Here is a 24,897-nt window from a genome sequence, read left to right as displayed (position 1 = left end):
TTAACTATCGCAGAGTCTCCCCGGAGGAACTGGGAGATGCTGCACTTCGTTTCTGTCGAAAATCGTGGAGGAGCATCGATGGCAACTGAAAGATGGAACAGCCCGGTCAAGGTTGGTTTCGAAGGTGCCGATGCGCGAACGGTCAATGGGCCGTTCGATGCGCTGAAGTGCCTGGCGGATCTGTGGCCGAGTATGCGCGGGCTTCGTTATATCAAGGCCCGCAGCGCCTGCCGGGCGGCGCTCGATGGGCGCAAGAGCGTGGAAGAAGCAAGAGCCGAGTTCCTGGCGGCCGCCGAAGAGGCGAAGCTGAAGTTGCATTAGCACTTCGGCAAGGAATTTCGGGCGATTTTCGCCTTCTGGGCGCGCAAGCGTGCCGGAACGGAACAATGCTTTAATTTTAGTTTAACCCTGCAGCAAGTGCGCGCCGGGTTTTGGTGCAAAAGGGCGTTGCGCCTGGTACACCTGCATCAATAGAAGACGACCAGCCATCATGATGATGGTTAGAGGCTCGTCACCTCTGCGGACACGCAGGCGAGCCTCGTCCGAGCAAAGCGGATGTTTCAGCAGTCCGCGCCCTCATTCTCCACTTCGATATAACCGACGCCGATGATCGTGCCATCCGATGCGCGGATGAAGGAGGGGAGATAATGCGGCTCTACCGGTGTGCAGGCGACGGCCCCGGTATATTCGTTGAGGGCGATCTGGTCCTTCGGCAAAGCGGAATAATTCGTGCCGGTTTCGAGCGATGCATGGGCGGGGCCGGCAAGGACACCGCAACCCACTATCAAGGTCGTTGCCCAGAGGCGAGGAAGCAGCTGCATGGGAGTCTCCAGCGTTTAGGTCCGGCATTTCAACACGCGGGAGAGCACTTGGTTCCCTTTATGCGTTGCAAGGACAGTTGAGCACAGGGCCGGCGCAGCATCCCATCTTTCGACTTCAGCGTCGCAGCAGGCGGCTGCGCACATAGCCTCGACCGACGACGCTCTCGGCGATCTCGATCGCCCGCTCGACATCGCCCCGCCGGCGCACGGAACCTTCCAGGATGACATATGAGCCTAAAGTGGTGACGATGATGTCTATGGCTTCGATATCGCCTGCGGCATGAAGTGCGCACTCCACCGAGGCGCGTGTTGCCGCGTCGATGTGATCCTGCCGGCCGGATTCCCCATAGTTCGTGAATGCTGCAAAGCCGAGCACAGTGACCGTCTCCTGATGTCAGTTGATATCTGTTAACGCCGCGGCGAGGCATTTCGTTGCGGTGCGCCACGCATGGAGGAGCCTATTTGAGAGCGCTTCCTATGGACCCTGGCATGGACGACCCTTGGCGAAAGACGTCGCGACTTCCATATCTGGCTGCAGTCGAAAGAGGGATGACGACGATGAAAGCGCTTCTGCCCGCCTTGTTTGGCGGGGCATTGCTTGCCGGCTGCTCTGCGGCCGATACGCCGGCGCTGGAACCCATTCCCGGCAGCATTACCTATGGCGGCCAGCCGCGAACGAAGCTCAGCAAGTCGCCGGTCGGCAGCGCCATCTACAACCAGTTCTACAACGGTACGGGCCAGCGCGTGGAGGAAACCTATATCCTTCAGCCCGACCGCAGCCTGAAGCTGGTGCGGCGCGAGATCGGCCCGGATTTCCCCGACTGAAATGTTGCTCGCGCGCCAGATCGCTTGACAGAGGCAGCAATCGCGAACATTCAAGGAACATCTAATCTTTCCGCGGTGATTCTGCGGGAGCCCGACCGGACGGCTGGATGTATCTCGAAAAGCTCAATCCGCAGCAGCGCATGGCCGTCGAGCACGGCACGCTCATCGACGGCAGCCATATTGCCGGGCCGCTGCTGGTCATTGCCGGCGCCGGCTCCGGCAAGACGAATACCTTGGCGCATCGCGTCGCCCATCTGATCGTCAAGGGCGCCGACCCCCGCCGCATCCTGCTGATGACCTTCTCGCGCCGGGCAGCCGCCGAGATGGCGCGGCGTGTCGAACGCATCTGCCGCGACGTGCTCGGTTCGAATGCCGGCGTGATGGCGGATGCGCTTTCCTGGTCCGGCACCTTCCACGGCATCGGCGCGCGGCTGCTGCGCGATTATGCCCAGCAGATCGGCCTCGACCCCGATTTCACCATTCACGACCGCGAAGACAGCGCCGATCTGATGAACCTGATCCGGCACGACCTCGGTTTCTCGAAGACGGAAAGCCGCTTTCCCACAAAGGGCACCTGCCTTGCCATCTATTCCAGGGCGGTGAATTCGGAAACCGCGCTCGACCTCGTGCTGCGCGACGTCTTTCCCTGGTGCGCAGGGTGGGAGAAACAGCTGCGCGAACTTTTCGCCTGTTATGTCGAGGCCAAGCAGAGCCAGAACGTGCTCGATTACGACGATCTGCTGCTCTACTGGGCGCAGATGGTTGGCGAAGCGATGATTGCCGAGGATATCGGCAGCCGTTTCGACCATGTGCTGGTCGACGAATATCAGGACACCAATCGGCTGCAGGCCTCGATCCTGCTGGCGCTGAAGCCCGAAGGTCAGGGGCTGACCGTCGTCGGCGACGATGCGCAGTCGATCTATTCCTTCCGTGCCGCGACAGTGCGCAACATCCTCGATTTTCCCGCCGCCTTCAGCCCGGCCGCCAATATCGTCACACTCGACCGCAACTACCGCTCGACGCAGCCGATCCTCGCGGCCGCCAACGCCGTCATCGATCTCGCCTCGGAGCGCTTCACCAAGAACCTCTGGACCGAGCGGCAATCGTCCGAGCGGCCACGCCTCGTCACCGTGCGCGACGAGGCCGAGCAGGCGCGGTATATCACCGACATGGTGCTCGACAATCGCGAGGAAGGCCTCACGCTCAAGCAGCAGGCCGTGCTCTTCCGCGCCTCGCATCACAGCGGGCCTCTGGAGGTCGAGCTGACCCGGCGCAACATCCCCTTCGTCAAGTTCGGCGGGCTGAAGTTTCTCGACAGCGCGCATGTGAAGGACATGCTGGCTGCCCTTCGCTTCGCGCAGAATCCGCGCGACCGGGTGGCGGGCTTCCGGCTGATGCAGATCCTGACGGGCGTCGGGCCGTCGACTGCGCAGAAGACGCTCGACCTGATGGCCGAGGATGCCAGTCCGATTTCTGCTCTCGCTGCAATGCCGGCGCCACCGCGCTCCGGCGAGGACTGGACAATGTTCGTTTCGATGCTGCAGGAGCTGAAGACCGGCAAGGCCGGCTGGCCGGCAGAGATCGGCCTGGCGCGGCAATGGTACGCGCCGCATCTGGAACGGCTGCACGAGGACGCAGCAACGCGGCAGGCCGACCTGCTGCAGCTCGAGCAGATCGCTAGCGGTTATGCCTCGCGCGAGCGCTTTCTCACCGAGCTCACCCTCGATCCGCCGGATGCGACCAGCGACCAGGCGGGCGTGCCGCTTCTCGACGAGGACTATCTCATCCTGTCGACCATCCATTCCGCCAAGGGCCAGGAATGGACGAAGGTATTCATGCTGAACGTCGTCGACGGATGCATACCGAGCGATCTCGCCGTCGGCACAACCGCCGAAATCGAAGAGGAACGCCGGCTGCTCTATGTCGCCATGACGCGCGCCCGGGACGGTCTTGACCTCGTCGTGCCGCAACGCTTCTTCACCTACGGGCAGAACTCGCAGGGCGACCGGCACGTCTATGCCTCACGCAGCCGCTTCATTCCCGCGACCCTGCTCCAGTTCTTCGAGCCCTGCAGCTGGCCGCAGGGGAAATCGGAGGCCGCTCAAGCCCAAGCGCGGCAGGTGCGCATCGATGTCGGCGCCCGCATGCGCGGCATGTGGCGATAACCGGATAGCGTTCAGAGTGAAAGCGGCGGCTCGGCTGGTTTCAGGAAAAATTCGACCCTTGCTGACTCCACGGCATCGACTGACGCCGGCGACCATTGCGGATTGCGGTCCTTGTCGATGACGGCGGCGCGAATACCCTCGAAGAAATCGGGATTATCAAGCATCTGCAGGCAGGCACCGAGTTCGCGGCCGAGGCATTCGGCAAGCGAGGCACTGCTGCGGCCGGCCCTGAGCAGCCGCAAAGCAAGCTTCAGGCTGGTCGGTGAACGCGTCAGCATCACCCGGCGCGTCTCGGCGGCAAATTCGCCTTCCTCCCCGGCGAGTACTGCCAGGATCTCCTCGACGCTGTCGAACCGAAAAGCGCGATCGATCATCGCCGCGTTCTGCCGCAGCCGGCTTTCTCCCTGAGGCTCAGAAAGCGCCTGCAGCACGGCATCGACATCGCCGGATGAGCTGGCGCGCGGCAGGCCGGAGAGAGCATCGATCACCTCTCCGAGCCGCGACGAGGCGATCTGAAGATCGGCAAGCCCAGCGTAGATCGCATCGGCAGCACCAATATCGAGCCCTGTCAGGCCGAGCCATGTTCCGGCCTCGCCGGGGCCACGCGGCAGCAGCCAGGTGGCGCCGACATCCGGGACATAGCCGATGCCGGTTTCGGGCATGGCAAGCCGCGTGCGCTCGGTGACGACGCGGTGGCGACCGTGCGAGGACAGGCCGACGCCGCCGCCCATGGTGATACCGTCCATCAGCGCGACATAGGGTTTGGGATAGGAGGCAATGATATGGTTGAGGCGGAACTCCTCGCGCCAGAAGGTGCCGGCGAGGCCATCGCCGGCGCGGGCGCTCTCATGCAGGGCGCGGATATCGCCGCCGGCGCAAAAGCCGCGTTCGCCCTCCCCCACCATCACGACGCTTGCCACCTCGGGATCACCGGCAAAAGCGTGAAGGGCCGCAGTGATCGCCCGGATCATCGGCAGGGTCAGGCTGTTCAGCGCCCGCGGCCGGTTGAGGCGGATCACGCCCACGGTCCCCCGCCGTTCAATGATGACTTCGCCGTCTTGCATGGTTCACCTCATCTGTTGAGACCATGAATAGACGACGACGTAGCTTCGCTCCAGTCGATTTAAGACCGATCGGAGATTGGCTCAGGCAGACAGCGAATTGCGGGCGGAGGCTGCGGCCTCGCACCGGGCGGCGTAATCGATGGCAACTTCGAGCGGCAGCGGCCGCGAGAAATGATAGCCCTGCGCCAGACGAACGCCCATCGCCTTCAATCCCTCGGCAATCTCTTCGCTTTCGACGCCTTCGGCGACGGATGCAATGCCGAGATTCTGGCAGAGATTGGCGACCGAGCGGGTGATGTTCATGCAGCGGGCGTCACGATCGAAATTCATCACGAAGGACTTGTCGATCTTCAGCTTGTCGAAGGCGAGACGATGAATATGGCTGAGGCTCGAATAGCCGGTGCCGAAGTCGTCGAGCGCAATCGAGATGCCGGCAGCGCGCAGCATCGTGATCACCTGGTCGGCGGTGTCGAAATCGGAGAGCAATGCGGTCTCGGTAATCTCGAACTCGATGCGCTTCGGATCGATGCCGGAGCGGGTGATCATGGCCAGCAGCGCCATCGAGGTCTCGTGGTCGCAAATATCACGTGCGGAGAGATTGAAAGACAGGCTCAGATGCCGTGGAATGATCGCCAGCGCTTCGAGCGCCTTGGCGAAGAGGATGCGGGTCATGCGGCCGATGACCGCCGTGCGCTCGGCAGCGGGAATGAAGGCTTCGGGACTGATGCGGCCGAAGCGGGCGCTGTCCCAGCGGGCGAGCGCCTCGTAAGCGACGACGCGGCCGCTCCTCAAGTCGACGATCGGCTGATAATCGAGTTTCAATTCCTTGGCGAAATCATTCGCCTGCAGTTCGAGTTCGATCAGATGGCGCTGCGTCAGGATCTTCTCGTGCTCGGCTGAAAAGAATTCGACGCCGCTGCTGCGCTTGCTCTTGACCTGGTAAAGAGCGAAGTCCGCTTTCTCGTAGAGATCCTCGGCGGTGTATGTGCCGATATCGGGATAGACGATGCCGCAGGAGCCGAAGACGCGGACCGAGCCGTCGGGGATTTCGAAGGGGTCGCGGACGGCAGCGCAGAGCGCCTGGCCGAGATCGGCGATCGCCTGGCGCGTCATCGAGCAAGGAAAGATGATCCCGAACTCATCGCCGCCGAGACGGGAGACGATGCCCTCTTCGCCGACCAGCGCGACGAAGCGGCGGGCCGTCTCCTTGAGCACGAGGTCGCCGGCGGCATGGCCGAAGACGTCGTTGACCGGCTTGAAGCCATCGAGATCGAGAATGCCGAGGACCGGCGGCGAAGACGGATTCTTTTGCAGCCGTTTTTCCAGCGAGAGAAAGAAGCTGCGGCGATTGGCAAGGCCGGTCAGCTGGTCATGCAGCGCATTGCGGCTGTTGACGAGGTTCAGCTCTTCGGCTTCCGCCTGCTTCTGCTTCAGCTCCTCGGTCAATTGCACGAGACCGACGAAATTCTGGAAATAGCTGTTGATCACCCTGAGGAAGGGCAGGATCAGGAAGAGGCCGCTGATGGCCGTCGCGACGAAAACGGGATTGCCCGAGAACAAGAAGGTCGCGACCATGGCCGAGAAAGTGATGACCGTGGTCAGCGCTGCCGCCATCGGCAGGTGCATCAGGCAAAAGATGCAGGAAATGCCTGTCACGACGAGGAAGTAGGCGATCTGACCCTGCTGGGAAGCATCGCCATATTGGTAAAGCGCGATCGCCCAGCCGCCGAAAGCGACGGCCAAGATGCCGGCGCCTGATACCGTCACCTTCATCAGCCTGTAGGCTTGCTCGGCGGTGACGTTTTCCTTGCCCCTGATCTCCCACCAGCAGAGACGGAAGACACAGACGACGCACAAGGCCACGGGAATGTAGAGCGAGAGCCAAAAGGGGGCGGATTTGAGGTGGGTTATCGCCACCGCAAGGGCGTTGATGATCAGCAGGACATAGAGAATGGGGATCTGCGACGACAGGGCCCGGAACTGCGCCGAAAGCGTCGGATTGTCTTTTTGCAGCTGCAATGAGGCGAGAAAGTTCTTCATCTTCTCTTTTCCGTTGGCCCCGAGCTAGCCAGAGAAAGCTTGATTTCCTTATTCACGTGACGGCATGCGGCCCCCGCGGGCGCGGGGATGATAAACGGGTTCCTGGATCAGAAGGACGCGGCGGCGAGTGCCCGGTGAATGCTGTGCAGGTCATCGACATTCTTGTTCGAAAGGAACAGTTCCCAATCGAGCGAGCTCTGGACGATGGTTTCCAGCGAATCGTATCTGGGCTTCCAGTCGAGCACCTGCCGGGCGAGGGAAGCGTCGGCGACGACGCTTGCCGAATCGCCGGCGCGGCGCGGCGCCATGTGGATCTTGAAGGAATGCCCGTGCAGGCGGGTGACCATGTTCAACACGTCGAGCACCGAATAGCCGCTGCCATAACCGCAATTGGCGACGAGCGAGCCCTTGCCTCTGCGCAGGTGCTGCAGCGCTTTCAGATGTGCATCCGTGAGATCGCTGACATGGATGTAGTCGCGCACGCCGGTGCCGTCATGGGTGGGATAGTCGATGCCGTAGACATGGACGCTGTCGCGCCTGCCGAGCGCTGCCTCGCAGGCGACCTTGATGAGGTGCGTGGCGCCTGAGGTCGACTGGCCGGCGCGATGATGCGGGTCGGCGCCGGCGACGTTGAAGTAGCGAAGCGCGACATAGTTGAAATCATAGGCGGCGGCGGCATCGCGCAGCATGAATTCGGTCATCAGCTTCGACTGGCCGTAGGGATTTTCCGGGTTGAGGGGGGCCGTCTCCTTCACCGGCAGATCCGTCTTTTGCTGGCCGTAGACGGCCGCCGTCGAGGAGAAGACGAAGTTGCGGATACCGGCCTTGACCGAAGCGCTCAGAAGCGCCCGGGTCTTGCCGGAATTGTTGTCGTAATAGGAGAGCGGATCGGCGACCGAGACCGGGACGACGGCGGAGCCGGCGAAATGGATGATCGCCTCGATGTCGTTTTCGATGAAGACCTTTTTCAATATATCGGGATCGGCAACGTCGCCGAGATAGAAACGCGCCGCCGGCGCCACGGCCCAGCGAAAGCCTGTGGAGAGGCGGTCGAGCACGACCACATCCTCGCCCGCATCGAGCAGCGCCCAAACCATGTGACTGCCGATATAACCGGCCCCGCCCGTCACCAAAACCGCCATGTCCCGCATCCCCGCTTTCGTATTTATAAGCAGGGGCATCAGGCGCCGGTTTTTCTTTCCAAGTTTCTTATCGAACGGCCTTTGGAAGGCCTTTGAACGGGTATGTTTGGAGTCGTGGTTAGAGGCCGATTTCGGGCTTTGCTAGAGTTTTATCGATCCGGCGATTCCGGCACAAAATCGACTTGGCGACGCTTCTCAGAGCTTGACGATATAGTCGCAGAGGCGCTCGGCCGCGACCGCCACCTGCGCGGGGTCACGCAGGAAGCAGGCGCGCAGGAAGAGTTCGCCGCCCGGGCCGAAGGCTGTTCCGGGTGCTAACCCGACGCCTGTCTTGTCGACGATGTCGAGCGCTGCCTTGCGGCTGTCGGCGACGCCGTCGATCTTCAGGAAGGCGTAGATCGCGCCGTCCGGTTTCAGTGTCTCGACGCGGTTGGTGGCAATTAGCGCATCGCAGAGAATATCGCGGGAGCGGGCCGCCTTGGCGATATTGGCAGCGACGAAATCGTCGCCTTGATCAAGGGCTGCGACGGCGCCCTTCTGCATGAACTGCGCCACCCCCGATGTCGAATACTGAATGAGGTTTTCGAGCACCTGGCCCATCTCCGGCGGCGCGACGATCCAGCCGACGCGCCAGCCGGTCATCGACCAGTTCTTCGAGAAGGAATTGACGAAGATGATCTTGTCGCCCTCGTCCATCACATCGAGGAAAGAGGGCGCGCGGCCGCCGGCAAAATAATAGCGGGCGTAGATTTCATCTGCCAGGATCCAGAGGTCGTGCTTGCGGGCAAGCGCCAGAATATCGCCAAGATCCTGTTTCGTTGCCGTCCAGCCCGTCGGGTTCGACGGCGTGTTGATGAAGATGCCCTTGGTCTTCGGGGTGATCGCGGTTTCGATGCGGTTAAGATCGACCGCCCATTTGCCGCCTTCGAACTGCAGCTCGACGCTGAGCGAGCGCGCACCTGCTATCTCCAGGGCGGCGGCGATATTCGGCCAGGAAGGCGAGAGGTAAACCAGTTCGTCGCCCGGCGAGGTCAGCGCCTGCACGGCAATCTGGATCGCCTGCATGCCGGAACCGGTAACGTAGAAATGCTCGACAGGAAGACGGATTCCGAAATGTCTGTTGTAATAATCCGAAAGCGCCTGGCGAAGCTCCGGAATGCCGCGCTGCCAGGTGTAGAATGTCTCGCCGGCGGCAAGCGCATCCATCGCCGCTCTGCTGATGAATTCGGGCGTCGGCAGATCGCCCTCACCCACCCAGAGCGGCAGCAGGCCTTCGCGGCCACGGGCATAGTTGACGAGTTCGACGATCCCGCTTTCGGGCGCCGCCAGGGCGCGCGGGCTGAGGCTGCTGACGATCGACATGCATATCTCCGGTTTCCGCCTTCATAGCGGATTTACGCCGGCAAATCCCATGACATCCAGTGATGGCATATCGATTTTGGTGATGAATGAGCCCGGCCGCAGCGGACAGGATCAAGCCGTCGGGCGCGTGGCGAGAAGATCGCGGATTTCCGTCAGCAGCTGAACGTCTGCCGGCGGCGCTGGCAGCTCTTCCGGTGCCGCCTTTTCCTGGCGCTCGACCTGGGCACGCAGGGTGTTCACGCCCTTGACCATCAGAAAGATGATCCAGGCGAGAATGAGGAAGTTGATGAGCACGGTCAGGAAGCTGCCATAGGCAAAAACCGCTCCCTGCTCGCGGGCAGCGGCGAGCGACTGCGCGTTGACGGCCGACGAGAGTGGGAGGAAGTAATTCGAAAAATCGAAGCCGCCGAAAATGGCGCCGACGATCGGCATAATGAGGTCATCCACCAAAGATTTGACGATGCCGCCAAAGGCGCCGCCGATGATGACGCCGACTGCGAGATCCATGACATTGCCACGGGCGATAAAGGCCTTGAACTCATTGAGCATCGGATCCGTCTCCCTTTGATACAATTGTGTTAATTAGCTACATCTTCATTGCAATTAATCAATCGGCAATCGCAATTATTCGGCAATACCTCCCCCGCGGTCTTTGACTTAAGGCCTAGATGGCCGGCAATTTTCAAAGTGCCTGAAATGACCTAAGCTGACCCGCGTTGCGGGAGGTCCCGGCGGGTTTCCGCCGGCGGAGGGTCAATGCTTCCAGGCTGGGTTATATTCGCGTCTGCCTTCGGCTATCTGCTCCTGCTTTTCGCCGTGGCTAGCTATGGCGACCGCAAGAACCGCAGCCAGGGCACGCTCGGATCGGGCACGCTGAGCGGATGGCCGGTGGTCTATGCGCTGAGCCTTGCGATCTACTGCACCTCCTGGACCTATTTCGGCAGCGTCGGGCTTGCGGCGCAACGGGGCCTGGAATTTGCCGGCATCTATATCGGCCCGATCCTCGTCTTCACGCTCGGCATGCCGCTGCTTCGCCGCATCATCGAGCTCGCCAAGGCGGAGAAGCTCACCTCGGTTGCCGATTTCGTCGCCGCGCGCTACGGCAAGAACCCGACGGTCGCCACGATCGTCGCACTGATCTCGCTGATCGGCGCCATTCCTTATATCGCGCTGCAGCTCAAGGCGATCTCGAGCACCGTCAGCGCCATGGTCAATCCGTCCGATTACGGCATCGGCAGCGGCAATCTCTATTTTCTCGACCTGCCGCTCGCCGCAACGCTGGTGCTTGCCTGCTTCGCCATCATGTTCGGCACGCGGCATACGGATGCGACGGAACATCAGGATGGCCTCATCCTCGCCGTCTCGATGGAATCCGTGGTCAAACTCGTCGCCTTCCTGACGGCCGGCGTCTGCGTCATCTGGTTTCTGTTCGATGGCCCGACCGATCTCTGGCGCAAGACCGTCGACAATGAGCTGGTCATGTCGGCGCTCAACTACCATACGCCGATCAGCCGCTGGATCACCCTGATCATCTTGTCGGCCTTTGCGATCATCCTGCTGCCGCGGCAATTCCACGTGACGGTTGTCGAAAACCGAACTCCGAAACAGCTGAAACTCGCAGGTTTCCTGTTTCCCACCTATCTCATCGCCATCAATCTCTTCGTGCTGCCGGTGGCAATCGGCGGGCTCTTGACCTTCGGCGGCACCGGCAATGCCGATTTCTACATGCTGTCGCTGCCGCTTGCCGGCCAGATGCCCGTCATTTCGCTGATCATCTTCATCGGCGGTTTCTCCGCCGCAACGGCGATGGTCATCGTCGATTCCGTCGCACTGTCGATCATGGTGTCGAACGACATCATCATGCCGATCTTCCTCAGGCGCAAACTCGCCGGCCGCGCCGGCCAGCGCGACAATTTTGCCAAGACGCTGCTCAACATCCGCCGCAGCGCCATTTTCGCCGTGCTGCTGTTCGGTTATGCCTATTACCGCTCGACCGACAGCACCGCCGGCCTTGCCTCGATCGGCCTTCTTTCCTTTGCCGCGATCGCGCAAATCGCCCCAGCGCTTTTCGGCGGGCTGATCTGGCGGCGGGCGAATGCGCGCGGCGCGATCCTCGGGCTGACCTCCGGCTTCGTCATCTGGATCTACCTGCTGTTCCTGCCCTCGCTCGGCGGCCCCGATTATTCCTATGTGGCGAGCGCCGTGCTCGGCTTCATCTTTCCCGGGACCACGCTGTTCACTGCTCCCGACGCCGATCCGCTGGTCAACGCGACGGCGATGAGCCTGATGGTCAACACCGCCTTCTTCGTCGTCGGCTCGCTCACCCGCAACGCCAAGCCGCTGGAGCGCATCCAGGCCGGCATCTTCGTCAAGCGGCATTCGCGTTCGCAATTTGCCACGCGCGGCTGGAAGACCCGCATCAGCGTCGGCGATCTCAAGGCGGCGATCTCGCGCTACCTCGGCGAAGAGCGCATGCAGCGCTCGTTGACGACCTACGAACAAAGCTCCGGCCGCAAGCTGGAAGACGAGCAGCCGGCCGACATGGCGCTCATCCATTTCAGCGAACAGCTGCTCGGCAGCGCCATCGGCTCGTCCTCGGCCCGGCTGGTGCTGTCATTGATCCTGCAGAAGATCGAGGATGCCTCTTCCGACACCGCCTGGCTGCTCGACCAGGCGAGCGAGGCGCTGCAATATAACCAGGACATGTTGCAGACAGCACTTTCGCAGATGGACCAGGGCATTGCCGTCTTCGACAGTTCCAACCGGCTGACGATCTGGAACCGGCGCTTCCGGCAATTGCTGGACCTGCCTGAGAATGCCGGCCAGGTCGGTTTTCCCTTGTCCGAAATCGTTACCACGCTCAGCCAGCGCGGCGACATCGCGCCCGGCGATCTCAGCCAGACGGTCCGGCATTTCCTGACGCTCGACAAACCCTTTTCGCTGGTGCTCGGCGGCGGCGAGCGGATCATCGAAGTGCGCTCCAATGCCATGCCCGACAAGGGCATCGTCGCCACCTTCACCGACATCACCCAGCGCGTCAGTGCCGATAAAGCGCTGAAACAGGCGAATGAGACGCTGGAGCAGCGGGTCGCCGAACGCACCGCCGAGCTTACCCGCGTCAACCGCGAACTCGGCGAGGCGCGCGCCGCCGCCGACGAGGCGAATATCGGCAAGACACGCTTTTTCGCTGCCGCCGGCCACGATATCCTGCAGCCGCTGAACGCCGCCCGGCTCTATTCCTCGGCATTGGTCGAGCGCATGGCGCAATCCGACAACAGCCCGATCGTGCGCAACATCGATTCCGCGCTGGAATCGGTCGAGACCATTCTCGGCGCGGTGCTCGATATATCCAGGCTCGATACCGGTGCCATGCGGCCGCGGCTCGCCTCCGTCGCGCTATCCGACCTCTTGGAGCGTATCCAGACCGATTTTGCGCCGATCGCCCGCGAAAAGCGGCTGAAGCTGGTGGTCATGCCGACGTCGCTGCGCGTCCGCTCCGATCCCAATCTGCTGCGCCGGCTGGTGCAGAACCTGGTCTCCAACGCCATCAAATACACGATTTCAGGCAAGGTGCTGGTCGGGGCGCGGCGGCGCGGCAACCAGGTGATCATCCAGGTGATCGATTCCGGCATCGGCATCCCGCCGTCGAAATTCCGCACCGTGTTCAAGGAATTCGCGCGGCTGGACGAAGGCGCGAAAACCGCCTCCGGCCTCGGGCTCGGCCTGTCGATCGTCGACCGCATCGCCCGCGTGCTCAACCATCCGGTCGAGCTGCAGTCGACGCATGGCAAGGGCACGGAATTCCGCATTGCCATGCCGCTCGACGTGTCGCGCACGGCCGCGGCTGCAGCAGCGATTGCGCCCGCCGACCGCCCCGGCCAGCCGCTGAGCGGGTTGAAGATCCTCTGCATCGACAACGAGCCGAAGATCCTCGAAGGCATGCGGCTCCTGATCAGCGGCTGGGGCTGCGAGGTGGAGTCGCTCAATTGCCTCGCCGACGCCAACACCGTCGATGGCCAGGAGGGAGCGCCTGATATCGTCATCGCCGACTACCATCTCGGCGACGGCACCGGCATTGCCGCGATCCTGCATCTGCGCCGGCAGTTCGGCGCCGATATCCCCGCTTTGCTGATCACGGCAGACCGCACGCCGGAGGTGCGCAGCGAGGCCGAGCGATACGGCATCGCCGTCCAGCACAAGCCGGTGCGGCCGGCAGCGTTGCGCGCCTATATCACCCAGATTTCCGGCATCAAGCGCGCCGCCGCGGAGTAACACAAAACTCAGTCCGTCGTGCCCATGACACGCGCAACCAGATCGTGCACGCGCGCTGTTGCCGGCACGTCGCCAAACAGGATGCGGTACATGATCGGCGCCACGACCTGGTCCATGACGCGCTCGACATCCGGAAAGGCCTCGCCGCGGGCCTTCGCCCTCTCGGCGATGACGTCGATCTGCTGGCGGGTATATTCGCTGCATTTACAGGCGTTCGCGCCCGCCTGCGCCGCCAGCACGTCGCGGATCATCTCGCGGCCCGGACCGGAGGACATTTCCTCGGCATATTGCTCGGCCCAGGTTTCGAGATCGGCCTTGCCGCTGCCGGCATCGATCGGCTGCATATCCGGCCGCAGCCGATCGACGGCGACATCGGCAAGAAGCTCGTGCAGGTCGCCCCAGCGGCGATAGATGGTCGACGGCGTTACCCCCGCCTTGCCGGCAATCAGCGGGATCGTCACGTCGGCGCGGCTCATCTCGGCCATCAGCTCACGGACCGCCTTGTGCACCGATGCCTGAACCCGGGCGCTTCTGCCGCCCGGACGGAGATTCTCTTTCACTGTCACGTGTGCAACCCGACTTTCTCTCCTTGCCACCGATGGTTCAAAATCTTTGACAGACCTATTAACGCAAATAATTTGCTTTTACGAAATGCCGGCTCTACATAGGCTAAAGCAACGGCTTAGCTTTAAGGGGCTTATATATGTTCGCCGCAGCCAAATCCACCAAGAATTCGCCGCGCCCCTCGATCGGCTTTCATGCGCTGACGCTCGCGACCTTCTTCGGCGCCTCCGCCGCACCGACGCCGCTCTACCGGATCTATGAGGAAAACTTCTCCGTCTCGCCGGTGCTGATCACGGTGATCTTTGCGGTCTATGCCTTCGCGCTGCTGGCGGCGCTGTTGATCGCCGGTTCGATCTCCGACCACCTCGGCCGCAAGCCGGTGATCTTCTTCGCCCTCGCGCTCGAAATCGTCGCCATGGGCCTCTTCGTCGTCGCGAGCGGTCCCGGCTGGCTGATTGCAGCACGGATCGTGCAGGGACTGGCAACGGGAATCGCCGGCGCCTCGATCGGAGCGGCGCTCGTCGATGTCGACCGGGCAAAGGGACAGATCGTCAATTCGATCGCGCCGCTTTGCGGCATGGCGGTGGGGGCAGTGGGCACCAGCGCCCTGATCCAATACGGCCCCTTCCCGATGCATCTGGTCTATGCGCTGCTGCTCGTCGCCTTCACGCTGCAGGCAGCCGCCATCTGGCTGACAGGCGAGACCGGCGGCACGCGGCCTGGCGCGCTCGGCTCGCTGATACCGCGGGTCACCATTCCCAAGCAGGTGAAGCGGCCGCTCTCGCTGGTGACGCCGATCAACATCGCCAACTGGACGCTTGCCGGCTTCTATCTCTCGCTGGTCCCGTCCTTGGTCGCCAGCACGACCGGCAGCCGGGCGCCGCTGACGGGCGGGGCCGTCGTCACCGCGCTGATGGTGAGCGGAGCAATCGCCGTCTATCTCAGGCGCAGCAAGACGGCCTCGGCCAATCTCGCTTTCGGCGTGTCGGCCAAGACGCTCGGCATCCTGACGGTCGTTGCCGGCGTGCATCTTGCCAATGTGGCGCTGCTGCTCGTCGGCACGATTTTTACCGGCGTCGGTTTCGGCACCAATTTCCTCGGGTCGATCGGCACCATCATGCCGCTTGCCAAGGCGGACGAGCGGGCCGGACTGTTATCGGCCTTCTACGTCCAGAGCTACCTCGCCTTCAGCCTGCCGGCGATCCTGGCCGGGTTCCTGGCAAAGTCGGCCGGTTACGCATTGACGACGGATATCTATGCGACGGCGATCCTGCTTTTGATGGGCGTCGGATTGGTGAGCATTCGCGCCGACCGGCGGAAGGTCGCGGGGAGTGCTGCCTGACACTTCACGGCTTGAGATCGAGCAGCGCCCGGCCGCTGCCATCCATGGCGAAGGGCACCGAGGCGTGCTGGTGGGCAACCAGCCAGCGGCCATCCTGCTTGACGAGGCCGAGGGTCTGGCGGAACCACAGATCGACGGCGGCGCCGTCGGTCTTGGTCCCGGTCATGCGCGTGAGGCCGCTCCAGAAAGCCACATCCTCGCCAACCGTCAGTCTGGCATCGCGCACATCGCCGCCGATCGGGCCTTCCCAGGTATCGAACCAGGCCTGCAGGCCCGCCTCGTCCTTGCCGTAATAGACCAGCGGCGGCGCCAGCGAAAATTCGATCTCATCCTCGGTCTCGTAGGAAAGCGCATCCTTGGCATTTTTTTCGCCCAGCGCCTTGGCCCGCATCATCAGCATGGCGATGATCGCCTCTTCGTCGATCCTGGCATTCGCTTCGTCTTTCACAATCGGTCTCCTTCTGCGTTATTGACAGAGGACGAAGGGGAGGACGACGATCCGACATCGACTTCGAGCTGAGCATGATGTCGTCCGAAAACCGCTCACACTTTTCGGCATCATGCTCTAGAGATAACTCGTCACCGCCGGTTCGTTCCACCAGGCATCGTGCCTGCCGTCGGCATAACGGACCGGCAGTGCTGCCAGTTCCTCAGGGGTGATATCGTCGAGGCAGGCGATGTTGATCGAGACATAGGCGCCACCGATCGCTTCGACATAACCGTCGCCATAGGCCGGCACACCGCAGGTGCGGCAGAAGCGGTGATGACCGCTCATGGTGTTGAACTGATAGTCGGAGGTCTCCGCCTGGTCGCACATCAGCCGGAAGTCCTCCGGCTTGACGTTGGCGCCCCAATAGCGACGCTTGGCGCAGATCGAACAATTGCAGCGGCCGGTGCCCTCCTCGAGGTCCATGTCCACCTCGTAATGCACTTTGCCGCAATGGCAGCTTCCCTTGTAGGTTTTCTTCACGGCGCTTTCCTCCTTCGGCGTTGCCTTCAGTCTACTGATATGACAATATGTTGTCATTATGGATGAGATACAAAATCGACAACATGTTGTCAAACAAAATCGACCGGAGCGAACGATGGAGGGGGATGCCTTTTCCGCTTTCGCAATCACCGCCCTTCGCCTCGCCGGTCATCTGACGGCGGCGGGCGACCAGTTGGCAAAGCCGGCGGGACAGACGAGCGCGCGCTGGCAGGTGTTGGCCGCGGCACGACGCGGCGGCATGTCGGTGGCGCAGATCGCCCGCGCGCTCGGCCTCGCCCGCCAGGGCGTGCAGCGGCTTGCCGACGTGCTGGAGAGCGAAGGCCTGATCGCCTATGCCGACAACCCGCAGCACCAGCGCGCCAAGCTGGTGCGACTGACGGAAGAAGGGGCGGCGCGGCTCGGTGTCATCGAGGTCGCGCAAGCCGGTTGGGCCGACGCGCTAGGCGCCGCTTTCACGTCAGCCGAGCTCGATGCGGCACGGGCGGTGATGGCGCGGGTGATGGAGATGCTGGAGGGTGGCGAGACGGCCGGCGGTTGAGGGGCTTTGCTGTCTTGCAGGATTTGTTGTCGCCGGCGCCGTATTCAGCTTGACCAAACGAAAGATTCTTTAAGATCGTGCCGTGGCCGGCTACTCCGCCAACTGGGCACAGCATCAACCGACCAGACACAAAAAAAGGCCGGGTTAACCCGACCTTCCCTGCTATCTCAACGAAAAGTGCCAGTACATCCGTGGTCACGATCCGGAGATGATATTTAGAGCCTTGAAGGCTCAGGCCGCCTGGAGGCGGTCTGCCGACATCTTGCCGGACTTGTTGTCGCGGACGAGCTCGTAAGACAGCTTCTGGCCATCCTTGAGATCGCGCATGCCAGCGCGTTCAACGGCGGAGATGTGGACGAAAACGTCGGCTGCGCCGTCATCCGGCTGAATGAAGCCGAAGCCCTTGGTTGCGTTGAACCACTTTACGGTACCTGTGCTCATGACGATATCCTTTTCGAATCGTTCATAGAAGACTGCAGCTCGGATAAATGCCGAGCGGCGATGAAAACCGATTTTGGAGGAAGTTCGCCAGGAACGACGCGAGGCCGTTTCAAAGTTCATCTAGCAAGATCGATGCGCGAACATGTAATCGGAAATTGTGTCCGTGGCAAGGCCGCAGCAAGGGAAAGTCGAGCGGGCTGAGGGAGGATTTCTTTGACGTCGTGCGTGTCCAGCCCCCTCTAGCTTGCCGGCCATCTCCCCCACAGGTGGGGAGATCGGCAAGCCGCCGGCTCACCGGACCTCTTCGGCGTCTTGCCGTAACGGATATGATAGGGGAAGCCGTCGCGCCCAGCTAATCTCCCCACTTGTGGGGGAGATGCCCGGCAGGGCAGAGGAGCGCGCCGCGGCAGATACAGAGGCCTAAGCCGCCTGCCCCATCTTCGCATAGGGGTCGAACCGTCCGTAGAACGTCTCGCCCTTGGCGGCCATGTCCTTCAACAGTGGCGTCGGCTTGAAGCGACTTCCGTAAGTATTAGCTAACTTTTCAGCCAGTTCCACGAAAGCCTTGGCACCCATCCCGTCGATATAGCTCAGCGCCCCGCCGGTATAGGGCGCGAAGCCGAATCCGAGGATCGAGCCGACATCCGCTTCGCGCGGATCGGTGACGATACCTTCCTCCACCGTGCGGGCGGCTTCCAGCGCGATGGTGACGAGGAAACGCTGTTTGAGGACGTTGACGTCAACCTCATCCGTCGGCTTCTGCGGATAGTAGGTCTTGAGGTCTGGCCAGAGGGACTTCTTCGCCGGTTTCGGCGGGTAGTCGTAGAAGCCCTTGGAATTCTTGCGGCCGAAACGGCCCTCCTTTTCCACCATGCGGGAGATGAGTTCCATATGCCTGGGGTCGATGGCTTTTTCGCCGAGATCGGCGACCGTCGCCTTGAGGATCTTCAGCGAGAGGTCGATGGCGACCTCGTCGTTGAGCGCCAACGGACCGACCGGCATGCCGGCCATCTTGGCGGCATTCTCGATCATGACAGGCGGCACGCCCTCGATCAGCATGTCGTAGCTTTCCGACATGTAGCGCAGCACGCAACGATTGACGAAGAAGCCGCGGGTGTCGTAGACGACGATCGGCGTCTTCTTGATGGCTGCAACATAGTCGAGAGCGACAGCCAGCGCCCTGTCGCCGGTGTCGCTTCCGAGGATGACCTCGGTCAACATCATCTTCTCGACAGGCGAGAAGAAGTGGATGCCGATGAAATCGGCCGGGCGTTTCGAATTCTTGGCGAGACCTGAGATCGGCAGGGTCGAAGTGTTGGAGGCAAAGATCGCACCTTCCGGCAGCACGGCTTCGACCGCCTCGATGACCGCTCTCTTCACCTCGCGATCCTCGAACACCGCCTCGATGACGAGGTCGGCATTGGTGAGGTCGGCATAGTCTGCCGAGGGTGTGATGCGGGAGAGCAGTGCAGCTGCTTCATCCTGCGTAAGACGCCCCTTACCGACAGAATCCTTGACCAGACCTTCGGAGACGGTCTTGCCCTTGGTCGCCGCTTCGATGTCGCGATCAATCAGCGTCACGGGAATGCCGGCGGCGGCGGTGACATAAGCAATCGAGGCGCCCATGAAACCGGCGCCGACGACGCCGACATGCTTCAGCTCGGTCTTCGCATGACCTGCCGGGCGGCGGGCGCCTTTTCCGAGCTCCTGCATGGAGATGAACAGCGAACGGATCATCGAGAAGGCTTCGCGGGTCTGCAGCACCTCGGTGAAATAACGCTGCTCGATTTTCAGGCCGGTGTCGAAAGGCACCTGCAAGCCTTCGTAGACGCATTTCAGGATGGCAAGCGCTGCCGGATAATTGCCCGATGTTTCCCTGCGCAGGATCGCCGGAGCTGCCGGCCAGAGCTGGGCAGAGGCCGGCGTCCAGATGCCGCCGCCGGGCGCCTTGAAGCCCTTCTCGTCCCACGGGGCGACCGGCTTCAGGCCATCCTTGATCATCTGCTTTGCGGCCGCGATGAGCTGATCGGGCTCCACCACCTGGTGGACGAGGTTCATCGCCTTGGCGCGGGAGCCGGTCAGCGACTGGCCCGTCGTCATCATCTGCAGCGCATCCTGGGCGTTCGCCAGCCGCGGCACACGCTGCGTGCCGCCGGCGCCGGGGAAGATACCGACCTTCACTTCGGGCAGTGCGATCTTGACGCTCTTGGCATTGGAGGCGACGCGGCCGTGGCAGGCGAGCGACAGTTCGAAAGCGCCGCCCATGCAGGTGCCGTTGATGGCGGAAACCCAGGGCTTGCCCGATGTTTCGAGCTTGCGGAACAGGCCGCTCATGCGGCCGACCAAACCGAAGAGGTTCTGCACCGCCGTTTGCGGGCTCTTTTCCTTCTCATCCTGATAGGAGCTGAACATCGACTTGATCATCGAAAGATCAGCGCCGCCGGAGAAGGAGGACTTGCCCGAGGTGATGACGACACCCTTGATGGCGGCACCGGCGGTCGTGGCGTCGATGATCGCGTCAAGTTCGGCCATCACCTCCGCGGTAAAGACGTTCATCGATTTGCCGGGCATGTCCCAGGTGACGAGAGAAATGCCGTCGGCGTCGGTTTCGAGCGTGAAATTGGTGTAGGTCATTGGGTTCCTCCCCGATCAGGCCGGCAAATGGCTGCGCTGCGCGTCTAAGGTCTTCGTCTTTTCGGTGACGACATCGCCGGTATGCTTGGTCAGCGACGGCTCGAAAAGCACGATCCAGCATTCCTCCTCAGCAACCGGATTATGCTCGACACCCATTGGCACGACATGAAAATCACCGGCGTTCAGATGCACATGCGGACGGTCGCGATATTCGATGGTCAGCGCGCCCTTCCAGATCAGGAAAAGCTCGTCCTCGTCGCGGTGGGAATGCCAGGCGAGCTGACCCTTAACCTTGGCAAGCTTGACGCTCTGGCCGTTGAGATCGGCGATGACGCGGGGCGACCAGTGCTCGCTGACCTCGGCATATTCGGTTTCGATCGTGCCGGTGTTGAAGCCCATCGTCAGACCCTCTCGATAACCGTTGCCGTGCCCATGCCGGCGCCGATGCAGAGCGTCACCAGCGCGGTGTTGAGGTCGCGGCGTTCAAGTTCATCCAGCACCGTGCCGAGGATCATCGCGCCGGTGGCGCCGAGCGGATGGCCCATGGCGATGGCGCCGCCATTGACGTTGATCCTGTCATGGTCGATGTCAAAGGCCTGCATGTAGCGCAGCACCACGGCAGCGAAGGCCTCGTTGAGTTCGAAGAGATCGATGTCGGCAAGGCTCATGCCTGATCGTTTCAACAGTTTCTCGGTGACGTCGACAGGCCCGGTCAGCATCAGGGCCGGATCGGAGCCGATATTGGCGAAAGCCCTGATGCGGGCGCGCGGCTTTTTGCCCATGCTCTCACCGCCCGCCTTGGAACCAAGCAGGACGACGCTGGCGCCATCGACGATGCCGGAGGAATTGCCGGCATGATGGACATAGTTGATGCGCTCGATCTCGGGATGGGCCTGGATGCCGACGGCCTCGAAGCCGCCCATCTCGCCGGGCATCTGGAAGGACGGATTGAGGGAGGCGAGCGCCTGCATGTCTGTGCCGGGGCGCATATGCTCGTCCTTTGCCAGGATCGTCAGGCCGTTCTGATCCTTGACGGGGATGACCGACTTGTCGAACCAGCCCTTTTCCCAGGCATGGGCGGCACGCTTCTGGCTCTCGACCGCGTAAGCGTCGACATCGGTTCTGCTGAAGCCGTATTTGGTGGCGATCAGATCGGCCGAGACGCCCTGCGGCATGAAATAGGCCGGGAAATTCACCGAAGGATCCATGAACCAGGCGCCGCCGGACATGCCGAGGCCGACGCGCGACATGCTTTCGACGCCGCCTGCAATGACGATATCGTCGGCCCCTTGGGCGATCTTGCCGGCACCGAAATTGACGGCGTCGAGGCCGGAGGCGCAGAAGCGGGAAATCTGCATGCCAGGCGCCTTAGTGGAGTAACCGGCTTCGAAGGCAGCAGCCTTGGGGATGACGGCGCCGGCATCCATGACCGGATCGACGCAGCCCATGATGATGTCGTCGACCGTTCCCGTATCGAGCCCGTTGCGATCGCGGATCGCCTCCAGCGTCTTTGCGGCAAGGCGGACGGAGGGCACCTCATGCAGGGCGCCGTCCTTCTTGCCGCGGCCGCGCGGCGTACGCACGTGGTCGTAAATGAAAACCTCGGTCATTGTCTCATCTCCCTGACGGCAATCTATCTTGCCTCAAATCTTGGAAGGAGGAGATTAAGACCCCTCCCCAGCCCTCCCCACAAGGGGGAGGGAGAACCAGCTCAAAACGCTTCGGCGGCCAGTTCCATCATCGTGTCGGCGCCAGCCTCGATGCGGGCCTTGCGAAGCGCGGTTTCCGGCATCAGGCGTTCCATGAAGAAGCGGGCGGTCACCAGCTTGTTCTTCAGGTAATCCTCGCGGACGGCATCGCCGGATGCAAGGCCGTCCTCGGCGGCTTTGGCCATCTTCGCCCACATATAGCCGAGAATGACGAGGCCGAAGAGGTGCATGTAGTCGGTCGAGCCGGCACCGGCATTGTCGGGTTTGGCCATGGCATTCTGCATGAACCACATGGTCGCGCCCTGGACGTCGTTCAAGCCCTTCTTCAGATGCTTGGTGAAGAAGGAGAGCTTTTCGTTCTCGCGGTTCTCCTCGCAGAAATCACCGATCTCCTTGAAGAGGGCCATGGCGGCACGGCCGCCGTTCAAGGCCAGCTTACGGCCGACGAGATCGAGTGCCTGAATGCCGTTGGCGCCCTCATAGATCATGGCGATGCGGGCATCGCGCACATACTGGCTCATGCCGTGTTCTTCGATATAGCCGTGGCCGCCGAAGACCTGCTGGGCCATGACGGCATGATCGAAGCCCTTGTCGGTCATCACACCCTTGAGGATCGGGGTGACGAGGCCGAGAATGTCGTCGGCCGTCTGGCGCTCCTTCTCGTCGCTAGCGCGGTGGGCGATATCAGACTTGAGCGCGGTCCAGAGCAGGAAGGCGCGGCCGGCCTCGTTGAAGGCGCGGATGGTCATCAGCGTGCGGCGAATATCCGGATGGACGATGATCGGATCGGCCTTCTTGTCCGGCGCCTTGGGGCCGGACAACGAGCGGCCCTGGATGCGGTCGCGGGCATAGCTGGCGGCGTTCTGATAGGCGATCTCGGAAATGGCGATGCCCTGCAGGCCGACCATCAGGCGGGCCTCGTTCATCATCACGAACATGGCGTTGAGGCCGCGGTTTTCGGCGCCGATCAGGAAGCCGGTCGCCTCGTCGTAATTCATCACGCAGGTGGCGTTGGCGTGGATGCCCATCTTGTGCTCGATCGCACCACAGGAGACTGCGTTGCGGGCGCCTGCCTCGCCGTCCTCGCCGACGAGGAATTTCGGAACGATGAAGAGCGAGATGCCCTTGGTACCCTCGGGCGCACCTTCGATGCGGGCCAGCACCAGATGGATGATATTGTCAGTCAGGTCGTGCTCGCCGGCGGAGATGAAGATCTTCTGGCCGGAGATCTTGTAGCTGCCGTCAGCCTGCGGCACTGCCTTGGTGCGCAGCATGCCGAGATCGGTGCCGCAATGCGGCTCGGTCAGGTTCATGGTGCCCGACCAGGTGCCGTCCACCATCTTCGGCAGATAGGTGGCCTTCTGCTCGTCGGAACCGTGGACGAGGAGTGCCGCGATCGCGCCCTGCGTCAGGCCCGGATACATCATCAGCGACATGTTGGCGGCAGACGTATATTCGCCGACGGCGGTATGCAGCGTATAGGGAAGCCCCTGCCCGCCGAATTCTTCCGGCACCGCAAGGCCGATCCAGCCGCCTTCGCGATAGGCTTTATAAGCCTCCTTGAAGCCCTTCGGCGTCGAGACGCTGGCATCGTCGTGACGCGTGCAGCCTTCCTGATCGCCGGAATAATTCAGCGGAAAGAGAGCTTCTTCGGCAACCCTTCCGGCCTCGCTGAGGATCGCTTCGATCATATCGGGGGTCGCGTCGGCAAAACCCGGCAAATTGTTGTAGCGCTCGAGACCCAGTACGTCGTTCAGGACGAAAAGCGTATCGTTCACCGGGGCCTTGTAGACTGGCATCTCTCAAATTCCTCCCATTCGACTGACCGGATTGCGACGGCCTTGGGCACTGTCTTACAAAATATTGACGTTTGCGTAAACGTCAAATTTTACAGCTACGGCGTCTTTCTTGAAAAAATTCGAGAGCACGAATCCGCGGGCCATGAAGGCGCCGAAAGGAGCAGACGCCATCTCATCTTCCTTGTCCACCGCAGAACGGAGTCTCGGCCGAGCAGTAGCGCAAGTCGTTCCGACGTCCTACGTCTGTGGAACGATCCATCGAGGAAGACATCATGACCGACTTTCCCTATGAGAGCGCACTCATCGTCGGTGCGGGCTCCGGCATCAGCGCATCGCTTGCCCGGCAATTGTCGGCGCAGGGCGTCAAGGTCGGGCTCGCCGCCCGCAATATCGAAAAACTCCAGGCGCTGGTCGATGAAACGGGCGCCAGCGCCTTTACCGCCGACGTCTCGCAGCCGGCGAGCGTCGTGGCACTGTTCGACGAGGCTGCCGCCGCAATCGGTGGGCCTGACGTGGTGATCTTCAATGCCAGCGCCCGTCAGCGCGGACCGCTGGCCGAACTCGATCCCGCCGAGGTCGAGAAGGCGATTGCGACCACTGCTTTCGGCGGTTTCCTGGTGGTGCAGCAGGCGGCGCGACGGATGATCCCGCGCGGCCGCGGCGCCATCCTCATGACAGGCGCGTCGGCAAGCGTGAAGGGATTTGCGCAATCGGCCCCCTTCGCGATGGGCAAGTTCGCGTTGCGCGGCCTTGCCCAGAGTGCCGCCCGCGAACTCGGGCCGATGGGCATCCATGTCGCGCATTTCGTCATCGACGGCGCGGTGCGCTCGCAGATCCGGCCGGACCGGGTGGAGAAGCCGGATGGTACGCTGCTGCCGGATGCGATCGCCCAGACCTATATCGATGTGCTTCGCCAGCACCGCAGCGCATGGTCGCTGGAGGTGGAAGTTCGGCCCTGGACGGAGAGCTTCTGAGCCCTGCTGGCGGGTGGCTATCGCTACGAATACTACGATATTCCCGACACCGATCTCGGCCAGGTCTTCGTCTATGGCCCTAAAGGCGTGAAGATCGAGCTGCAATATCCAGGCCGGCCTGAGCGCGCGAGCGGCCATTCGATATGACGCGTTCGGGGGCAATTGCCGCCAAAAACGGCGTTTGGAACACAAACGTTAAAAAATTCCCATCGGC

The 24,897-nt window shown here is 62.1% G+C and carries 22 protein-coding genes; 7 read left to right on the top strand and 15 right to left on the bottom strand.

All coding sequences use genetic code 11. From position 1 onward, the window contains the following. The first annotated feature begins 78 nt into the window (after positions 1 to 78). Positions 79 to 321, top strand: coding sequence for a DUF982 domain-containing protein (locus RlegSU303_RS01210; RefSeq protein ID WP_011650393.1), 243 nt, complete (start codon positions 79 to 81; stop codon positions 319 to 321). A 239-nt stretch (positions 322 to 560) separates the two neighbouring features. On the opposite strand, the gene RlegSU303_RS01205 is transcribed toward RlegSU303_RS01210, so the two are convergent. Together RlegSU303_RS01205 and RlegSU303_RS01200 are read right to left on the bottom strand one after the other, a co-directional pair. Beyond that, the gene (locus tag RlegSU303_RS01205) at positions 561 to 821 is read right to left on the bottom strand and encodes a hypothetical protein (protein ID WP_094086753.1); all 261 of its coding nucleotides are present in this window, start codon (positions 819 to 821) and stop codon (positions 561 to 563) included. Between the two features lie 115 nt (positions 822 to 936). Then, positions 937 to 1,197: a BON domain-containing protein gene (locus RlegSU303_RS01200; RefSeq protein ID WP_094086754.1), complete on the bottom strand. Its 261-nt coding sequence runs from the start codon at positions 1,195 to 1,197 to the stop codon at positions 937 to 939. Positions 1,198 to 1,379: 182 nt separating this feature from the next. On the opposite strand from RlegSU303_RS01200, the gene RlegSU303_RS01195 reads away from it, so the two are divergent. Together RlegSU303_RS01195 and RlegSU303_RS01190 are read left to right on the top strand one after the other, a co-directional pair. Continuing rightward, positions 1,380 to 1,646 carry a hypothetical protein gene (locus tag RlegSU303_RS01195; protein ID WP_094087684.1) on the top strand — a complete coding sequence of 89 codons (267 nt, stop codon included), beginning with the start codon at positions 1,380 to 1,382 and terminating at the stop codon, positions 1,644 to 1,646. A 107-nt stretch (positions 1,647 to 1,753) separates the two neighbouring features. Further along, the gene (locus tag RlegSU303_RS01190; protein WP_231283377.1) at positions 1,754 to 3,811 is read left to right on the top strand and encodes an ATP-dependent helicase; all 2,058 of its coding nucleotides are present in this window, start codon (positions 1,754 to 1,756) and stop codon (positions 3,809 to 3,811) included. 11 nt (positions 3,812 to 3,822) lie between these two features. Here RlegSU303_RS01190 and RlegSU303_RS01185 read toward each other — a convergent pair whose 3' ends face one another. The 5 genes from RlegSU303_RS01185 to mscL form a co-directional block, all read right to left on the bottom strand. Next, positions 3,823 to 4,875 (bottom strand): enoyl-CoA hydratase/isomerase family protein, encoded by a 1,053-nt coding sequence (locus RlegSU303_RS01185; RefSeq protein ID WP_231283376.1) that lies wholly within the window; start codon positions 4,873 to 4,875, stop codon positions 3,823 to 3,825. Between the two features lie 81 nt (positions 4,876 to 4,956). Then, positions 4,957 to 6,915 (bottom strand): putative bifunctional diguanylate cyclase/phosphodiesterase, encoded by a 1,959-nt coding sequence (locus tag RlegSU303_RS01180; RefSeq protein WP_231283375.1) that lies wholly within the window; start codon positions 6,913 to 6,915, stop codon positions 4,957 to 4,959. Positions 6,916 to 7,022: 107 nt separating this feature from the next. Next, positions 7,023 to 8,057 (bottom strand): UDP-glucose 4-epimerase GalE, encoded by a 1,035-nt coding sequence (galE, locus tag RlegSU303_RS01175; RefSeq protein ID WP_131718648.1) that lies wholly within the window; start codon positions 8,055 to 8,057, stop codon positions 7,023 to 7,025. A 195-nt stretch (positions 8,058 to 8,252) separates the two neighbouring features. Beyond that, positions 8,253 to 9,419 carry a pyridoxal phosphate-dependent aminotransferase gene (locus RlegSU303_RS01170; RefSeq protein WP_151519620.1) on the bottom strand — a complete coding sequence of 389 codons (1,167 nt, stop codon included), beginning with the start codon at positions 9,417 to 9,419 and terminating at the stop codon, positions 8,253 to 8,255. Positions 9,420 to 9,530: 111 nt separating this feature from the next. Next, the gene (gene mscL, locus RlegSU303_RS01165) at positions 9,531 to 9,968 is read right to left on the bottom strand and encodes a large conductance mechanosensitive channel protein MscL (RefSeq protein WP_017958900.1); all 438 of its coding nucleotides are present in this window, start codon (positions 9,966 to 9,968) and stop codon (positions 9,531 to 9,533) included. Between the two features lie 207 nt (positions 9,969 to 10,175). On the opposite strand from mscL, the gene RlegSU303_RS01160 reads away from it, so the two are divergent. Next, positions 10,176 to 13,691, top strand: a complete 3,516-nt coding sequence (locus RlegSU303_RS01160) for a PAS domain-containing hybrid sensor histidine kinase/response regulator (RefSeq protein WP_151519621.1) — start codon at positions 10,176 to 10,178, stop codon at positions 13,689 to 13,691. A gap of 8 nt (positions 13,692 to 13,699) precedes the next feature. Here RlegSU303_RS01160 and RlegSU303_RS01155 read toward each other — a convergent pair whose 3' ends face one another. Further along, positions 13,700 to 14,257 (bottom strand): TetR/AcrR family transcriptional regulator, encoded by a 558-nt coding sequence (locus RlegSU303_RS01155; RefSeq protein ID WP_094086759.1) that lies wholly within the window; start codon positions 14,255 to 14,257, stop codon positions 13,700 to 13,702. A 137-nt stretch (positions 14,258 to 14,394) separates the two neighbouring features. Here RlegSU303_RS01155 and RlegSU303_RS01150 point away from each other — a divergent pair, with 137 nt between their 5' ends. After that, a complete protein-coding gene (locus RlegSU303_RS01150; protein WP_151519622.1) occupies positions 14,395 to 15,597 on the top strand; it encodes an MFS transporter in 1,203 nt (400 codons plus the stop codon). Between the two features lie 4 nt (positions 15,598 to 15,601). Here RlegSU303_RS01150 and RlegSU303_RS01145 read toward each other — a convergent pair whose 3' ends face one another. Then, positions 15,602 to 16,045, bottom strand: coding sequence for a YybH family protein (locus RlegSU303_RS01145; protein ID WP_017958896.1), 444 nt, complete (start codon positions 16,043 to 16,045; stop codon positions 15,602 to 15,604). Between the two features lie 117 nt (positions 16,046 to 16,162). Then, positions 16,163 to 16,567 (bottom strand): GFA family protein, encoded by a 405-nt coding sequence (locus RlegSU303_RS01140; protein WP_011650379.1) that lies wholly within the window; start codon positions 16,565 to 16,567, stop codon positions 16,163 to 16,165. A 58-nt stretch (positions 16,568 to 16,625) separates the two neighbouring features. Between RlegSU303_RS01140 and RlegSU303_RS01135 the strand changes: the two genes are divergently transcribed. Beyond that, positions 16,626 to 17,126 (top strand): MarR family winged helix-turn-helix transcriptional regulator, encoded by a 501-nt coding sequence (locus tag RlegSU303_RS01135; protein ID WP_017958895.1) that lies wholly within the window; start codon positions 16,626 to 16,628, stop codon positions 17,124 to 17,126. A 231-nt stretch (positions 17,127 to 17,357) separates the two neighbouring features. Here RlegSU303_RS01135 and RlegSU303_RS01130 read toward each other — a convergent pair whose 3' ends face one another. The 5 genes from RlegSU303_RS01130 to RlegSU303_RS01110 all read right to left on the bottom strand — a co-directional run bounded on the left by RlegSU303_RS01130 (position 17,358) and on the right by RlegSU303_RS01110 (position 23,709). Beyond that, positions 17,358 to 17,567, bottom strand: coding sequence for a cold-shock protein (locus RlegSU303_RS01130; RefSeq protein WP_003545273.1), 210 nt, complete (start codon positions 17,565 to 17,567; stop codon positions 17,358 to 17,360). Between the two features lie 420 nt (positions 17,568 to 17,987). Then, on the bottom strand, positions 17,988 to 20,201 hold the full coding sequence (locus RlegSU303_RS01125) for a 3-hydroxyacyl-CoA dehydrogenase NAD-binding domain-containing protein (protein ID WP_231283374.1): 2,214 nt from the start codon (positions 20,199 to 20,201) through the stop codon (positions 17,988 to 17,990). 15 nt (positions 20,202 to 20,216) lie between these two features. Continuing rightward, positions 20,217 to 20,600 (bottom strand): cupin domain-containing protein, encoded by a 384-nt coding sequence (locus RlegSU303_RS01120; RefSeq protein ID WP_131718643.1) that lies wholly within the window; start codon positions 20,598 to 20,600, stop codon positions 20,217 to 20,219. A 2-nt stretch (positions 20,601 to 20,602) separates the two neighbouring features. Further along, positions 20,603 to 21,811 (bottom strand): acetyl-CoA C-acetyltransferase, encoded by a 1,209-nt coding sequence (locus tag RlegSU303_RS01115; protein ID WP_017958891.1) that lies wholly within the window; start codon positions 21,809 to 21,811, stop codon positions 20,603 to 20,605. Positions 21,812 to 21,912: 101 nt separating this feature from the next. Next, positions 21,913 to 23,709 (bottom strand): acyl-CoA dehydrogenase C-terminal domain-containing protein, encoded by a 1,797-nt coding sequence (locus RlegSU303_RS01110; RefSeq protein WP_131718642.1) that lies wholly within the window; start codon positions 23,707 to 23,709, stop codon positions 21,913 to 21,915. 272 nt (positions 23,710 to 23,981) lie between these two features. Here RlegSU303_RS01110 and RlegSU303_RS01105 point away from each other — a divergent pair, with 272 nt between their 5' ends. Beyond that, the gene (locus RlegSU303_RS01105; RefSeq protein ID WP_017958889.1) at positions 23,982 to 24,683 is read left to right on the top strand and encodes an SDR family NAD(P)-dependent oxidoreductase; all 702 of its coding nucleotides are present in this window, start codon (positions 23,982 to 23,984) and stop codon (positions 24,681 to 24,683) included. Positions 24,684 to 24,897: the final 214 nt, after the last annotated feature.

It is taken from the genome of Rhizobium sp. SU303, from assembly GCF_021052345.1.
In the GTDB taxonomy this organism is placed as follows: Bacteria; Pseudomonadota; Alphaproteobacteria; order Rhizobiales; family Rhizobiaceae; genus Rhizobium; species Rhizobium laguerreae.
The sequence above is the reverse complement of the archived record's forward strand: the minus strand, read 5'-3'. Positions and strand labels throughout refer to the sequence as shown.

Excerpts from the sequence above, each read along its gene's own strand:
- galE (WP_131718648.1), bottom strand. The coding sequence starts at position 8,057 with ATGGCGGTTTTGGTGACGGGCGGGGCCGGTTATATCGGCAGTCACATG.
- RlegSU303_RS01105 (WP_017958889.1), top strand. The coding sequence starts at position 23,982 with ATGACCGACTTTCCCTATGAGAGCGCACTCATCGTCGGTGCGGGCTCC.
- mscL (WP_017958900.1), bottom strand. The coding sequence starts at position 9,968 with ATGCTCAATGAGTTCAAGGCCTTTATCGCCCGTGGCAATGTCATGGAT.
- RlegSU303_RS01170 (WP_151519620.1), bottom strand. The coding sequence starts at position 9,419 with ATGTCGATCGTCAGCAGCCTCAGCCCGCGCGCCCTGGCGGCGCCCGAA.
- RlegSU303_RS01205 (WP_094086753.1), bottom strand. The coding sequence starts at position 821 with ATGCAGCTGCTTCCTCGCCTCTGGGCAACGACCTTGATAGTGGGTTGC.
- RlegSU303_RS01120 (WP_131718643.1), bottom strand. The coding sequence starts at position 20,600 with ATGGGCTTCAACACCGGCACGATCGAAACCGAATATGCCGAGGTCAGC.
- RlegSU303_RS01210 (WP_011650393.1), top strand. The coding sequence starts at position 79 with ATGGCAACTGAAAGATGGAACAGCCCGGTCAAGGTTGGTTTCGAAGGT.
- RlegSU303_RS01195 (WP_094087684.1), top strand. The coding sequence starts at position 1,380 with ATGAAAGCGCTTCTGCCCGCCTTGTTTGGCGGGGCATTGCTTGCCGGC.
- RlegSU303_RS01180 (WP_231283375.1), bottom strand. The coding sequence starts at position 6,915 with ATGAAGAACTTTCTCGCCTCATTGCAGCTGCAAAAAGACAATCCGACG.
- RlegSU303_RS01115 (WP_017958891.1), bottom strand. The coding sequence starts at position 21,811 with ATGACCGAGGTTTTCATTTACGACCACGTGCGTACGCCGCGCGGCCGC.
- RlegSU303_RS01130 (WP_003545273.1), bottom strand. The coding sequence starts at position 17,567 with ATGAGCACAGGTACCGTAAAGTGGTTCAACGCAACCAAGGGCTTCGGC.
- RlegSU303_RS01150 (WP_151519622.1), top strand. The coding sequence starts at position 14,395 with ATGTTCGCCGCAGCCAAATCCACCAAGAATTCGCCGCGCCCCTCGATC.
- RlegSU303_RS01190 (WP_231283377.1), top strand. The coding sequence starts at position 1,754 with ATGTATCTCGAAAAGCTCAATCCGCAGCAGCGCATGGCCGTCGAGCAC.
- RlegSU303_RS01125 (WP_231283374.1), bottom strand. The coding sequence starts at position 20,201 with ATGACCTACACCAATTTCACGCTCGAAACCGACGCCGACGGCATTTCT.
- RlegSU303_RS01110 (WP_131718642.1), bottom strand. The coding sequence starts at position 23,709 with ATGCCAGTCTACAAGGCCCCGGTGAACGATACGCTTTTCGTCCTGAAC.
- RlegSU303_RS01185 (WP_231283376.1), bottom strand. The coding sequence starts at position 4,875 with ATGCAAGACGGCGAAGTCATCATTGAACGGCGGGGGACCGTGGGCGTG.
- RlegSU303_RS01135 (WP_017958895.1), top strand. The coding sequence starts at position 16,626 with ATGGATGAGATACAAAATCGACAACATGTTGTCAAACAAAATCGACCG.
- RlegSU303_RS01160 (WP_151519621.1), top strand. The coding sequence starts at position 10,176 with ATGCTTCCAGGCTGGGTTATATTCGCGTCTGCCTTCGGCTATCTGCTC.